General features: G+C 33.2%; 11 protein-coding genes. 6 read left to right on the top strand and 5 right to left on the bottom strand.

Features of this window, described 5'->3' with window-relative positions; all coding sequences use genetic code 11:
• The first annotated feature begins 76 nt into the window (after positions 1-76).
• Complete coding sequence (locus tag IMZ30_RS01125; RefSeq protein ID WP_207038731.1) at positions 77-1027, top strand: aldo/keto reductase; 951 nt, start codon at positions 77-79, stop codon at positions 1025-1027.
• Between the two features lie 74 nt (positions 1028-1101).
• Here IMZ30_RS01125 and IMZ30_RS01120 read toward each other — a convergent pair whose 3' ends face one another.
• Positions 1102-3216 (bottom strand): M56 family metallopeptidase, encoded by a 2115-nt coding sequence (locus tag IMZ30_RS01120; protein ID WP_207038730.1) that lies wholly within the window; start codon positions 3214-3216, stop codon positions 1102-1104.
• Between the two features lies 1 nt (position 3217).
• A complete protein-coding gene (locus IMZ30_RS01115; protein WP_207038729.1) occupies positions 3218-3580 on the bottom strand; it encodes a BlaI/MecI/CopY family transcriptional regulator in 363 nt (120 codons plus the stop codon).
• A 120-nt stretch (positions 3581-3700) separates the two neighbouring features.
• Between IMZ30_RS01115 and IMZ30_RS01110 the strand changes: the two genes are divergently transcribed.
• Positions 3701-4648 carry a calcium/sodium antiporter gene (locus IMZ30_RS01110; RefSeq protein ID WP_207038728.1) on the top strand — a complete coding sequence of 316 codons (948 nt, stop codon included), beginning with the start codon at positions 3701-3703 and terminating at the stop codon, positions 4646-4648.
• Between the two features lie 8 nt (positions 4649-4656).
• On the opposite strand, the gene IMZ30_RS01105 is transcribed toward IMZ30_RS01110, so the two are convergent.
• The 3 genes from IMZ30_RS01105 to IMZ30_RS01095 form a co-directional block, all read right to left on the bottom strand.
• Complete coding sequence (locus IMZ30_RS01105) at positions 4657-7335, bottom strand: TonB-dependent receptor (RefSeq protein WP_207038727.1); 2679 nt, start codon at positions 7333-7335, stop codon at positions 4657-4659.
• 92 nt (positions 7336-7427) lie between these two features.
• A complete protein-coding gene (locus IMZ30_RS01100; RefSeq protein ID WP_207038726.1) occupies positions 7428-8174 on the bottom strand; it encodes a GLPGLI family protein in 747 nt (248 codons plus the stop codon).
• 9 nt (positions 8175-8183) lie between these two features.
• Positions 8184-8420: a hypothetical protein gene (locus tag IMZ30_RS01095; RefSeq protein WP_207038725.1), complete on the bottom strand. Its 237-nt coding sequence runs from the start codon at positions 8418-8420 to the stop codon at positions 8184-8186.
• Positions 8421-8730: 310 nt separating this feature from the next.
• On the opposite strand from IMZ30_RS01095, the gene IMZ30_RS01090 reads away from it, so the two are divergent.
• The 4 genes from IMZ30_RS01090 (at position 8731) to IMZ30_RS01075 (ending at position 13633) form a co-directional block, all read left to right on the top strand.
• Entirely contained in the window at positions 8731-9018 is a 288-nt protein-coding gene (locus tag IMZ30_RS01090) for a hypothetical protein (protein ID WP_207039653.1), read from the top strand.
• A 104-nt stretch (positions 9019-9122) separates the two neighbouring features.
• On the top strand, positions 9123-11309 hold the full coding sequence (locus tag IMZ30_RS01085) for a glutamine synthetase III (RefSeq protein WP_207038724.1): 2187 nt from the start codon (positions 9123-9125) through the stop codon (positions 11307-11309).
• A 93-nt stretch (positions 11310-11402) separates the two neighbouring features.
• Entirely contained in the window at positions 11403-12578 is a 1176-nt protein-coding gene (locus IMZ30_RS01080) for an AIR synthase related protein (protein ID WP_207038723.1), read from the top strand.
• Between the two features lie 2 nt (positions 12579-12580).
• A complete protein-coding gene (locus IMZ30_RS01075; RefSeq protein WP_207038722.1) occupies positions 12581-13633 on the top strand; it encodes a DUF3078 domain-containing protein in 1053 nt (350 codons plus the stop codon).
• Positions 13634-13679: the final 46 nt, after the last annotated feature.

The raw sequence follows: 13679 nt of genomic DNA, 5'->3' as shown, positions 1-13679 counted from the left end.
GGTTAAAATTTATTTAAACTTCTGTCTAAGTTTTTATAAGCCTTTCTCAAGGCTTATTTTTATTTAAAAAATATTTATGTCATATCTAGAATTTAATAATGGTGATAAAATTTGTCAAGTCGGTTTAGGGACTTGGAAGTCTGAAGAAAATAAAGTTGGAGAAGCTATAAAACACGCTTTAAAATCAGGTTATACCCACATAGATTGTGCTGCTATTTATGGTAATGAAGCCGAAATAGGTGAAGCTTTAACTGATGTATTTAAAAATTCAGATATTAAACGAGATGACCTATTTATAACATCAAAATTATGGAATAATGCTCATAGAAAAGAAGATGTTATACCCGCATTGAAACAAACTTTAAGTGATCTTCAATTAGATTACTTAGATTTATACTTAATGCATTGGCCAGTTGCTTTTAAATCTGGACTTACGGGTTTTCCAGAAGATGATAACGACTATTTATCACTAGATGAAGTACCACTAATTGAGACTTGGGAAGCAATGGTTGAAGCTAAAAATCAAGGCTTAATAAAACATGTTGGCGTATCAAATTTCAGTATTAAAAAGTTAGAGGATTTAATTAAAAAGTCCAATACATCACCTGAAATGAATCAAATTGAATTACATCCTTATTTGCAACAAGATGAAATGTTGAAATATTGTGAGAAGCATAATATTTTAATTACAGCTTATTCACCTTTAGGTAGTCAAGATCGAACCCCAGAAATGAAAGCTAATAATGAACCTACCTTATTAGATAATCCAGTTGTGAATACAATTGCCGAAAAACATAATGTAACAGCAGCACAAGTACTTATTAATTTTCACGTATCTCGAGCTTGTATCACCATCCCAAAATCGGTAACACCAAAACGAATTGAGCAAAATTTAAGTTCATTAGAATTTCAACTTGATCAGAGCGATTTAAATCAGCTTAAAGAGCTTGATAAACATTATCGCTATGTAAATGGAAAGTTTTTTGAAACTTCCGATGGTAAATATCATAATATTTATGATGAATAATAGTTGTTCATAGCTATTAAAATAAAGCCTTTATAAGTCAACTTGTAAAGGCTTTATTGATATATACAGTATTTTTATTTTTTATCTGTGGTGGTAATTAAAATAACACCTTCATAATTTTCTTCATCAGAGGTATATTTTTTAATTTCAGTAGGATTCTTAATTACATTTATAGAAGCTATTTTGTTAGGATCAATCTTTTTAATTTCATTTTGATTTATTTTTTTACCGTCTACTATAAACAAAACGTCTTGGTTTTTAGTCAAAGAATTTTCTACAATTTTATTTTGAGTGGCGTTTTCAGGATTATTATCAATCTTCAAATTATTAACAGTAATTAAAAGCGCGTCAAGTTTTTTTGTGATGTTGATAAAATGTAATTCTTCTTTCAATTCATTGCCGTATATTGATTTCGTTTTATTCAATAATTGTTTAAACCCATCAAAAATGCCTTCGCCAAATGCTTCAGGCGTTTTTATATTTAAAGTTTTTGTTGAGCTATCATAAGCGGCTTGCTCAACGATTATATTTTTGTTGGCTAATTCTTTTTTAGAAAATTTCTTTCGGTTAATAATTAACACTTCAGTATCATTCAAGTCTTTGGCTGAAATTTCCTTTAGATTTTCAGTCGTAGAGGCATCAAAAGAAAATGATGATGTTTTTGAAACTGCCTTTAGATCAGTTTTTTCGCCATGCTTGTATTTGCCTAACATTATTTTTGCTTCATCTGAAATACTAATAAATTCATAGGTGAAGTTTTTAGCTTTTTCTTCTTTTAATTTTGAAAAGAATGTTTTGAAGTCATCAAACTCTTCATTTGTAAATTGAGATGGTCGTTTAATTGTTAAGGTTTTGGTTTCGGGATTATAACTCGCTTTATCAAAAGCAATGTATTTTCCTTTCAACTCTTCATTTTTGTAAGTCTTACCGTCAATTCTTATTTTTTCGGCATTTTTAATTTCATCGTAAGTTATAGCTGTCTCGCTTTCTGATTTTTTGCCAGTGCCAACACCAAACGGACTTTTTACATCTTCATTTGGGTAGTAGTAAACATAAACAGGTGTTTGTGCTAAATCGGGCGAAGTTACAGAGCCTGAAAAGCCTGTATTTGTATTGATATCTAAGGTAATACCTTTAATAAAACCATCTTCGGTTCGAGTATCGTTACGGTAGGACATGTCAACCCCAAACTCTTCTTTCAAAAATTCGATGTCTTTTCTTAGATTTTCAAAGCTAGTTTTAGCACCATAAGTAAGTTCTACTTTTGTAATTTCAGCTTTAGTTTCTTTAATGTTATTTGTTCTGACTTGTGCAATTGTTTCAATTTGAAATAAAAGCATATAAGCCACTAGAAACGGCGTAATTAAAACTAACCGAAAGTAATTTTTAGAGGGTTTAAAATTTGATTTTTGTAACATAATGATTCGTTTTTTGATTGAGTTTTGATTAAATGCATGTTGCAGTTGATGTTTGTAGCGTTCTTCAACTACTTTGAATAAAGTTTGCTGATATGGTTTTAATGAGTCGGCTGAAGTAGCACTAGCATCGGCTTGAAACTCTAAGTTTTCTGTAATAGCATTTTTGTAAAACCACGCTATAGGATTAAACCAGAATAAACTGGTGTAAATATGCGCCAACAAAATGTCTAAACTATGCCTTAGCTTTACGTGCGCTTCTTCATGTTTTAAAATGAGTTGAAGTTCAGTTGGTGTTAATTTTTCGGGATTATAGACCACATAATTTAAAAATGAAAAGGCTGTGTCTTCACTTCTTGATGCGATATAATGAATACCATTTTTAGTGTATTTTTGGGCTGACTTCAACTGGGAAACTAACCGAACTAATTGGCGGAGAAACTTCAACTGAAAGAATAAGGCCACACCTAAAAGCAACAATTCAATTAAATAATAATCATCTATAATTTGAAGCATCAATTCTGCAGTGCTTAATTCCGTTGAAATATCACTGCTTGCTAGAGTAGAATTTGCTATTAATGTTGAAGTTGTGGGCTCAATGATTTTTGTTCTGGTAAACTGAATTAATGGCAAGATTAAACTAGCGATATAGCCAATTAATAGATAATACCGCTTAAGTTGATTATAAGTTTCGTCTTCGAGAACCAATTTGTAAATAGCCCAAAACAAAAAGAGTAGAAGTGAGGCTTTTCCGAAATAAATTAAAAGTTCCATATTATTTATTGATCAGCTTTAAAATATCTTCAAGATCTTCTTTAGAAATTTGCTCTTTTTTAGCAAAAAATGAAACCATATCTTTATAAGAGCCATTAAAAAAGCGTTGAGAATTTAGGTTTAATACATGCTCGCTATAAACTTCTTTAGAAATTTTCGGGTAATATTGATGGGTTTTACCAAAGGCTTGATGTTCAACATAGCCTTTATCTTCCAAGTTTCTAATAATGGTAGAAACGGTGTTGTAATGTAAGTTTTGACCTAAATGGGCCACAATTTCTTTTACAAAAGCTTTTTCAAGCGACCATAAGCAGGCCATGATTTCTTCTTCTTTGGCTGTTAAATGCGGTAAATTGTTATTCATAGTTATATATTTCAATAATCAAATATAAACTATAAATTTAGTTATATAACTATAAAAATAGTTTTTAACATTTTCACAAAACAGAAATTAAGTTCTATTTTCGCAGAAAATTATGTGGTAATGAATGTGATTTTAGTTTTAATAGGCTTAGCAGCTTTAGTTATTGGCGGTGAATTTTTAGTGCGTTCATCAGTAGCCTTATCTTTTAAATTAAAGATCTCTAAAATGATCATTGCCCTAACTGTTGTCTCTTTTTCGACTTCTGCTCCTGAATTAATTGTAAGTTTACAAGCGGCTTTAGAAGGTTTTTCTGATATTTCATTAGGTAATGTAGTCGGCTCTAATATTGCGAACATCGGCTTAGTTTTAGGGGTAACTAGCTTAATTTCTAGTATTGGTATAGATAAAGACTTTTATCGTTTAAATTGGCCAGTGATGATGCTGTTTTCAGGCTTATTGTATTTCATGCTAAAATCTGGTGAAGTAATTTCAGCCTTAGAAGGCTTGGTTTTGTTAAGTTGCTTATTTGTTTACTTATTTATTTTAATAAGAAAGGTACGCGGTAAAAAATCATTTACAACTGAAGAGGTTGATGACCAATTAAAAGAAGTATCGACCTTTAAAATAGTGGTCTGGTTAATTATTGGTGGTCTAGGTTTATATTTTGGTTCAGATTGGCTCGTAAAAGGCTCTGTAGAAATTGCAAAAACACTTGGTGTTAGTGAGCTTGTTATATCAGTAACTATGATTGCTTTTGGAACTAGTGTACCTGAGCTTGCTGCTTCACTTATAGCGGCTTTTAAGGGCGAAAAAGCCATTTCTTTAGGAAATTTAATCGGTTCTAATATTTTTAACATTGCTTCTGTGTTAGGTATAACAGCTATGATTAAGCCTATTGCATTACAATCTAAATCTATTTTAAGTATTGATATATTTTGGATGATTGGCTTTGCTACACTAACCTTGATTTTAGCCTTATTGCCAAAACAGCACTCCATTGGCCGTTATAAAGGAGCTTTAATTTTAATTCCTTATTTAATATTTGTTGTTTTAGCACTTAGGTCTTAAACAATAAGTTATAGCTTGTAAATCAATTTGAATAAAATAGTTCTGGGTTGAAGAAAAATGCGGCGGTCGGACACGATAAATTCGTTGACGGAGTTTTCTCTTTTGAAATCGACATCGAAAATATTAGTGGCACTGATTTCAAAAGACCAAGCGGAATCTTCTTTGCCATAAAACAAGCTGGATTCGGCTATTTCAAAACGGTTGGAATTATCGGTGGTTTGGTTTTTAAAATAATTGTAATCGTAATCGAATTTAAAAATAAAATCGTCTAAAAAGTCGTATTCGACCAAAGCAAAAGGCGTGAGTCGCATAAATTTATTATCGATTTGATCTGAATTCAACCTGGAAAATGAATGTCTGTACCCGACTTCAAAATTTGGTAAATCATCAAATCGCGTGTTGACTCTCCAATTGTAACTGTAGTTGTTATTTTGGTAAGCCAGCGTTTCATTATTGATAATTCTGGAATAATCTGAAAAACTAAAATTTGTGCCTAAACTAAAACTGAAATCCGGAATGCGCTTGTTGATATTTCCTGAAATGCTGTACGTATTTTCTGGTAAATCGGTATAAATACTGGTTGAAATCTGGTCGATGCCCTCTATTTCTGTTTGATTTCTGATGCTTTTTTCTCGGTGACTGTAACTCAAATTGACGAAATATGTCAAACCTTTGAAAAGATTGAAATTCCTATAATTCAAGCGAATTCTATTGTAAAGTTGGTTTTCTAAATTTTCATTGCCTCGGTACAATTGGTTGAAACTTTGCAAACGCAAACGGTTGGCAAAGCCTGAAATATTGCTGAAATTTGAATACCGATTGTATTCTAGTTTTAGTTTCTTTGACGTATTGAATTCATATTCAGCAAAAAATTCAGGCAGAAAAATGGTTTTGTTATTGTTGGCTATTTCATTGTTGAATTGCGCGGCATTCCAACTGTAATTGTGAACAACAAGACCTGGACGAAGCACCAAATCATCAATTTGTGTTTTGTATTGAAATCCTGCATACGCATCCAATAAATTGAAGTCCAATTGATTATTGAATCCTGCATCTTGAAAACTATTGGTGCTGCCGTCATTCAGGATTTGTTCGTCCAAAGTTTGGTATTCAGTGTCAAAATAATTGAAACCTGCCACGGGATAAATGTGGTGAAAATCTGCCAACACCCAATAATGCTTGGCATTGAGTTTAAAATTATTGATCGTATTGCGGTTGCGTTGGCTCAGTTGATAGGTGTCGTCTTCATCGACCAGTGGAATAATGCCTGAAAATAAAGCTTGGTTGAAATTCCACAACCGATCCGTCGTTTGGTCGCTGTGTTTTAAGCTTGCTTCTACTTTTGTGGTGTGCTTGTAAGAAAACTGTTTATTGAGGTTGAAGACTTGTGCAAACTCAATATTATCTGGTTTGGTATAGGTGTTCACAAATTCTTTTTCATTTTGGACAAAAGAGCTCAATAAATTTTCTGAATTCCCTTCATTGTATTTGATTGTGGTATTGGCGCGCAAATCCAGATTGTCCATATTGTCGTATCTCAGTTTTATTTTATTGATGCTAAACAACAGTTCGTTGAGCCCGCTTTGTTCTCTGAATTCGTCGGCTTGATTATTGGCTTGGTAGGTTAAATTTTGTTTCGTAAGCGTTTCAAGTTTGCCTTTATTGAAAATGCTGTACGCATCCAAACTAAAATGACCGCCCAATTCTTGAGACAAACTGGCGGCACCAAAATCATTTTTGCTGTAGGTGAATTCGTCTTCTTGCAAAAATTGCGCAAAATCGTCTCTGTATAAGCTGAAATAGGTTGACGGGTCTTCTAGCGCCAAACCAAATCCGCCTTCAAAATCTAAATAGTCTTGCACTGTAAAGGATTTCTGACCAATATTATTCACATCGCCAATGACATTAATAGCCGTTTTGGGACTGTAATAAAACAGTTTGGGATAAAATAAAAATCGATCTTCCACGCCACCGCCAACTTCTACATCGCCAAAAACGAATTTCTTTTTGCCGTCTTTCAGCTTGATGTTAAGCGCCATTTTGTCGCTGTCTTCCAAACCTTTCAGAAATGCGACTTCATTGTAATTGTCTAGTGCTTCAACTTCATCTACCGCATCAGCGGGAATGTTGTTGACACCCAGTTTTTCATCGCCAGTAAAAAAAGTTTTGCCATCGACCATCAGTTTAGTGACTGATTTGCCATTGACTTTCACGTTGCCGTCCCGATCGACTTCCACACCTGGAAGCTTTTTGAGTATGTCGCGCAGTTTACGTTCTTCACCAGTTTTAAACTGGTCGGTGTGGTAAGTGATGGTGTCTTCTTTCACAATGACTGCCATTTCCTGACGAATTAAGACTTCTTCCAGACTTACGGTACTTTCTTTTAAGGTGAAATTTTGTGTTTGATTTTCTGAAATCTGAATGGTATCTGAAATTTTTTGAAATCCCAAATACGTAATTTCTACCAGATATCTTGAATGCTCGCTCAGTTTTAAGCGGTATCTGCCTTTTTGGTCGCTGATGGAAAAGGTAATTTCATCATCAGTGTCTAAAGGTGTGGCAATAATATTGGTGTTAGGAATGCTGTTTTGAAGGCTGTCTTGGATTTTGCCTTCGAGTTTATGAGTTTGGGCAAAACTGGTTAGTGGGATAAGGAGTACTAGAAATATTTTCAAAAGGTGGTTCATATATAATTTAAAATTTTTTTGTATCAATTATCATAAAAAATTTAACCCTCATTTTTGAGGGTTAAATAAAACATACGACTTTACATTTATTTTTACCTGCCGATCATAGCTTTGAGCTGATTAATTTTTTGTTTATGAGTTATTGATTTTTTATCAGGAAATTCAACCTTTACATTGTTAACATTTTTGATGTCTGAGGCATAAATTTCCATTTTTTTATTTCCAGCTTGCAATACTAATCCTGGTAAACCCGTAAAAAATGACGGCCCGTATTTGGAGGGTAAACTCGGAGCGTACCAAGCATGAAAAGCTTTCTTTTTATCTTTTTGAAAATTAAAAATAACCGTTTTGTCTGTGCTCTCTTCAGTAACAGCCAAATAACATTTAAATCCAAGAATATCTTTCGTTTTTTTTGTTAAACGCCATTTGTATCGCGGACTCTTGTAACGTGTAAAATATATCTTTCCTCTGAAATCAGCATTTTCAAAAACACTATCTTTTTTTAAATGATTATATATCGGAAAACGACCGCCTAACATACCTTTCAAATTGTTATTAAATCGCTCATTTCCATCAACACTCATGGTTTTAATCACCTTAAACTCTGAAATATTTGACTCCGTATCTATTTGTAAAGTGTATTTAAATTTACCGATATTTCGTTTTACGCTGTTTCTTGTCTTTAAATACCTTGACTTTTTAACTTCGCTAACCGAATCAGAAATTTGAAAATATCCTGGTAGCACTCTTTTCTTGTAAGTGATTTCAAAATCAGATTGTGCAATTAAGAAAGCAGGACTGAAGATAAATATTAAAATGTAAAGTCGTTTGTAATTCATAATTGTTGTTTAGTCAATAATAACTGTATCTGCTGGTATTCCATCTGAATCTTCACAAATTCCGAGGTAATAAAAGTAAGAGTCTAACGATGCCCATGGTGTTGTGAAGTAGCCTGCACTAAATTCGCTAGCTGCTTGTGTCATAGCATAACTTTCACAGTCATCGTTAGATTGTAATTGAGCGTTATTTGCATTTAAACTTAAAGTTATTGCACTAAGTGCAATAATTGTGAAAAACTTTTTCATGATATTCGTATTTAAAAAATTTAGATTGTCAGTTTGCCATCATAACGGATGATTAAATTTTCAGCTCTGAAGGCTGTTGAGGTCTCATGAAAAAGCTTACATTTGCAAATTGAGAGTGAGATGTAAGTTTTTTCATGCATCTTTCGGGAGAAGCTTCTACCTGGTAGGAGCTTTCTCTTTTTTTAATAATTGACTAAGAACACATCACGATTTTAAATTGGTTATGATGCGAACCTAAAAAAAAAAAATACAAACAGCATTAGGTATAATGTTAAAATCGCTTTTTCATCATGTGTTGAAAATTTTTTAAATATTTCTCAAAACTGCTTTTAAGGGCGAAAAAGCCATTTCTTTAGGAAATTTAATCGGTTCTAATATTTTTAATATGGCGCCTGTGTTAGGTATAACATCTATGATTAAGCCTATTGCATTACAATCTAAATCTATTTTAAGTATTGATATATTTTGGATGATTGGCTTTGCTAAACTAAGCTTGATTTTAGCCTTATTACCAAAACAGCACTCCATTGGCCGTTATAAAGGAGCTTTAATTTTAATTCCTTATTTAATATTTGTTGTTTTAGCTTTTAGGGTATAATTTTTAGGGGTGATACTGTATTTTTATGGACATAATTTAAATTTAACATTAAAAATATAGGGGTTAATTAAAAATAAAACTATTTTTGGTCAAAATATTTTATTATGGCTAATCTAAGATTTAATGCAATTAAAGAAACTCTAAATCGAAAACCAATACCAGTAGATGAGAGTATTAGAAGATCTGAACTTTTTGGGAAAAACGTTTTCAACAAAGAAGCGATGCGTCAATACTTGACTAGCGATTCTTATAACAGCATTATGGATGCTATTGAAAATAGTTCTAAAATCGACCGTGACTTAGCCGATCATATTTCAACTGGTATGAAAGAATGGGCAATCTCAAAAGGTGCTACACATTATACACATTGGTTTCAACCACTAACAGGTTCAACAGCCGAAAAGCACGATGCCTTTTTTGAAACGACCAGTGATGGCCGCTCTATCGAAAAATTTGGCGGCGGTCAGCTTGTTCAGCAAGAGCCTGATGCTTCAAGTTTGCCAAGTGGTGGTATTAGAAATACGTTCGAAGCTCGTGGTTATACCGCTTGGGATCCAACTTCACCAGCTTTTGTCTGGGGAACAACACTTTGCATTCCTACCATTTTTGTGGCTTACACAGGTGAAGCCTTAGATTATAAAACACCTTTACTTAAATCAATTTCTGCTTTAGATAAAGCAGCAACTGATGTTGTAAAATACTTCGATAAAAAAGAAACTAAAGTTAATGCTACTTTAGGTTGGGAACAAGAATATTTTTTAATCGATTCTGCTTTGGCAGCTTCACGTCCAGACCTGATGATGTCTGGCCGAACTTTACTAGGTCATGCACCTGCTAAAGGTCAACAATTAGATGATCATTATTTTGGTTCTATTCCTGCACGAATTTTAAACTTCATGCGTGAACTAGAAAAAGAAAGCATGTTGTTGGGTATTCCTGTTAAAACAAGGCATAATGAAGTCGCGCCTAATCAGTTTGAATTAGCACCTATTTTTGAAGAGGCTAATTTAGCGGTAGACCATAATTCATTATTAATGGATGTAATGGATAAAGTTGCAGAGCGTCACAATTTTAAAGTCTTATTTCATGAAAAACCTTTTAAAGGGGTAAATGGTAGTGGTAAACATAATAATTGGTCCTTAGCCACAAGTTCTGGTTCTAATTTATTAAGCCCAGGAAAAACGCCTATGCGTAATTTACGTTTTTTAACGTTTTTTGTCAATACCATCAAAGCAGTGTATGAAAACGAAGAGTTAATTAGAGCTACAATTGCTTCAGCTTCAAACGATCATCGATTAGGTGCTAATGAGGCACCACCAGCTATCATGTCAGTTTTTATAGGTTCTCAACTCACCAAAGTTTTAGATGAGCTCGAAAAAGTAACAGACGGTAAGCTATCGCCTCAAGAAAAAACAGATCTTAAACTAAACGTAGTTGGTAAAATTCCTGAAATATTACTTGATAACACCGATAGAAACCGAACTTCACCTTTTGCCTTTACTGGTAATAAATTTGAGTTACGAGCAGTAGGTTCTACTGCTAATTGTGCTGACCCAATGACAGTTTTAAACGCTATTGTTGCTAAACAACTTAAAGAATTTAAAGTTGAAGTCGATGCACTTGTGAAAGATAAAAAAATGAAGAAAGATGATGCTATTTTTAATGTATTACGAGAATACATAAAAGCATCTAAAAGTATTAGATTTGAAGGAGATGGTTACGGAGAAGCTTGGGAAAATGAAGCTAAAAGACGTGGTTTAAGCAATTATAGAACAACCCCAGAAGCGCTACAACCAAAAATTTCTAAAAAAGCGATTGAGCTATTTACTGAGCTTAACATCATGAATGAAGTTGAAGTAAAAGCAAGATTTGATATCGAAATTGAAGATTATTCAAAACATATTCAAATTGAAGGTCGCTTGTTAGGAGATATTGCCAGAAACCATGTGATTCCGACAGCTATCAAGTATCAAAATGTATTAATTAAAAACGTTAAGGGTTTAAAAGATATTTATGGCGACCAGTTTAAAACTATGGCAACAGAACAATTAGCCATTATTGAGCGTATCTCAAATCATATTGAAAAAATTAACGCAGGAATTAATCATATGATTGAAGCGCGTAAAAAAGCGAATAATACTCAAGACGTTACCAAGAGAGCTTATTTATATTGTGATGAGGTAAAGCCTTACTTTGAAGAGATCAGATATCATTGCGATAAACTAGAATTATTAGTAGATGACGAAATTTGGCCATTAACCAAATACAGAGAACTGTTATTTACCAAATAAACTGAAATATATCTCAAAATAAAAGCCCGAGTATCCCAACTTGGGCTTTTATGTTACCCATTTATTTTCATTACTTTTGCTAAAATTTTTTTCATGTCTACTTCAACAAATCGATACAGCCAACGCGGTGTTTCAGCTCAAAAGGAAGATGTTCATAAGGCTATTTCTAAAGTTAATAAAGGTTTATTTCCAAAAGCTTTTTGTAAAATTATTCCTGATTACTTAACAGGTAGTAACAAGCATTGTCTAGTCATGCATGCTGATGGCGCTGGAACCAAATCATCTTTAGCGTATATGTATTGGAAAGAGACAGGCGATTTGTCTGTTTGGAAAGGCATTGCCCAAGATGCTTTAATTATGAATCTAGACGATTTGCTTTGTGTAGGTGCAACAAAAAATATTTTACTTTCATCAACAATTGGGCGTAATAAAAATCTTATCCCTGGCGAAGTAATATCCGAAATTATTAATGGTACAGAAGAGCTTTGCGAAGAACTTTCAAAACATGGCGTTCAAGTTCATACAACTGGTGGCGAAACAGCTGATGTAGGCGATTTAGTACGTACAATTATTGTCGACTCTACTGTGACATGCCGTATGAAACGCAATGAAGTAATTGATAACGCTAATATTAAACCAGGAAATGTAATTGTAGGCCTAGCTTCATCGGGTCAAGCCACTTATGAATCTCAGTATAATGGCGGAATGGGAAGTAACGGCTTAACTTCAGCACGTCACGATGTTTTAAGCAAATATTTAGCCAAAAAATACCCTGAAAGCTTTGACCCTAAAGTTCCAGAAGATTTAATTTATTCGGGTTCTAAACAATTAACCAGCCAAGTTGAAGGTTCTCCTTTAGATGCAGGAAAACTGATTTTGTCCCCAACAAGAACTTACGCACCTGTCGTAAAAAAAGTTTTAGAAAATACAGGTGCAAACCGTATTAATGGTATGGTACATTGTAGTGGTGGCGCACAAACAAAGATTTTGCATTTTGTAGACCAATTAAAAATCGTTAAAAACAATATGTTTAATTTGCCACCGTTATTTAAACTTATAAAAGATGAAAGTGGTACGTCTTGGCAAGAAATGTATCAAGTCTTTAACATGGGGCACCGACTTGAATTTTATGTTGATGAAGAAATTGCAGACGAAATCATAAAAATTTCTGAAAGTTTTAATATTCCCGCTCAAATTATCGGTCATGTTGAAGCTGCTGATAAAAAATCTTTGCACATTAAGTCTGAGTTTGGTCAATTCACTTACTGATAATGAAACTATTTAAACTTCTAATTATTTGCTTTCCGCTGTTAAGTTTAGCGCAATCTTTTGGAGAAATTCAAAAGCAAACATCTGTAGCTGAATATTTTTTTTCACGTGGTCCTAAAAAACTTATTACAACTACCATCGATACTGATTACGTACACGAATTTAAAGCTATAGACTTAATTAGAATTATTGGGCCTACAAGCTACTGGGCAAAGAGTAATAAATTTACTTTCGACTTAAGTGAGGTTGCTTTTGTGAATTGGAATGCTGGTGGTTCTAACTCTATTTCAGGTTTATTTGGTACTCACTTTAAACGTTTATTTGTTAGAAATGCCTTAAAATGGAATAATGAACTTAGAATGCGCTATGGCGTTAATCAACAAGAAGGTCAAGAATTACGTAAAACTGACGACGATTTAGAGTTTATATCAACTTTTGGTTATCGCGTTTCTGAAAAATCAAATTGGTATTACTCAGGGAAATTTAGTTTTAATTCTCAGTTTTCAAGAGGTTATAATTATCCTAATCGTGATGTTTCAATCTCAGATTTTATGGCACCAGGATATTTATTTCTTGGGGTTGGTTCAGAATATACTACTGAAGACAAAAATAACCAGATTTACCTTTCGCCAGTAACTATGAAATCTACTTTCGTACTTAATCAGCGCTTGGCTAATCAAGGTGCTTTTGGAGTTGAAAAGGCAATTTTAGATGATGATGGTAATATCATTAAAAACGGTAAAAGTTCAAGAATGGAAATTGGTATTCTTGTTACTAACGAATATAAACGCGAAATTTTTCAAAATGTAAATATGAATAGCCATTTACGTCTATATACCGATTATCTTAATAAATTTGGAAATATAGATATTGATTGGGAACTCAATTTTGACTTCAAGGTTAATGGTTTTATAAAAGCCTCTTTTGGCTCTCATTTGCGCTACGACGACGATGTAAGAATTAGCAACGAAAATGAAAATGGTGAGGTCGTTGAAGGTGGACCAAAAGTTCAATGGAAACAACAACTCGGCATTGGTGTTATTGTAGAATTATAAAAGCAACTTTACTGATAACTTCATAGTTCAGTGAAATAGTTGTAAA

Origin of the sequence: Psychroflexus sp. ALD_RP9, from assembly GCF_017311165.1 — a bacterium.
Lineage (GTDB): Bacteria > Bacteroidota > Bacteroidia > Flavobacteriales > Flavobacteriaceae > Psychroflexus.
The sequence above is the reverse complement of the archived record's forward strand: the minus strand, read 5'-3'. Positions and strand labels throughout refer to the sequence as shown.

Excerpts from the sequence above, each read along its gene's own strand:
- IMZ30_RS01125 (WP_207038731.1), top strand. The coding sequence starts at position 77 with ATGTCATATCTAGAATTTAATAATGGTGATAAAATTTGTCAAGTCGGT.
- IMZ30_RS01120 (WP_207038730.1), bottom strand. The coding sequence starts at position 3,216 with ATGGAACTTTTAATTTATTTCGGAAAAGCCTCACTTCTACTCTTTTTG.
- IMZ30_RS01115 (WP_207038729.1), bottom strand. The coding sequence starts at position 3,580 with ATGAATAACAATTTACCGCATTTAACAGCCAAAGAAGAAGAAATCATG.
- IMZ30_RS01110 (WP_207038728.1), top strand. The coding sequence starts at position 3,701 with ATGAATGTGATTTTAGTTTTAATAGGCTTAGCAGCTTTAGTTATTGGC.
- IMZ30_RS01105 (WP_207038727.1), bottom strand. The coding sequence starts at position 7,335 with ATGAACCACCTTTTGAAAATATTTCTAGTACTCCTTATCCCACTAACC.
- IMZ30_RS01100 (WP_207038726.1), bottom strand. The coding sequence starts at position 8,174 with ATGAATTACAAACGACTTTACATTTTAATATTTATCTTCAGTCCTGCT.
- IMZ30_RS01095 (WP_207038725.1), bottom strand. The coding sequence starts at position 8,420 with ATGAAAAAGTTTTTCACAATTATTGCACTTAGTGCAATAACTTTAAGT.
- IMZ30_RS01085 (WP_207038724.1), top strand. The coding sequence starts at position 9,123 with ATGGCTAATCTAAGATTTAATGCAATTAAAGAAACTCTAAATCGAAAA.
- IMZ30_RS01080 (WP_207038723.1), top strand. The coding sequence starts at position 11,403 with ATGTCTACTTCAACAAATCGATACAGCCAACGCGGTGTTTCAGCTCAA.
- IMZ30_RS01075 (WP_207038722.1), top strand. The coding sequence starts at position 12,581 with ATGAAACTATTTAAACTTCTAATTATTTGCTTTCCGCTGTTAAGTTTA.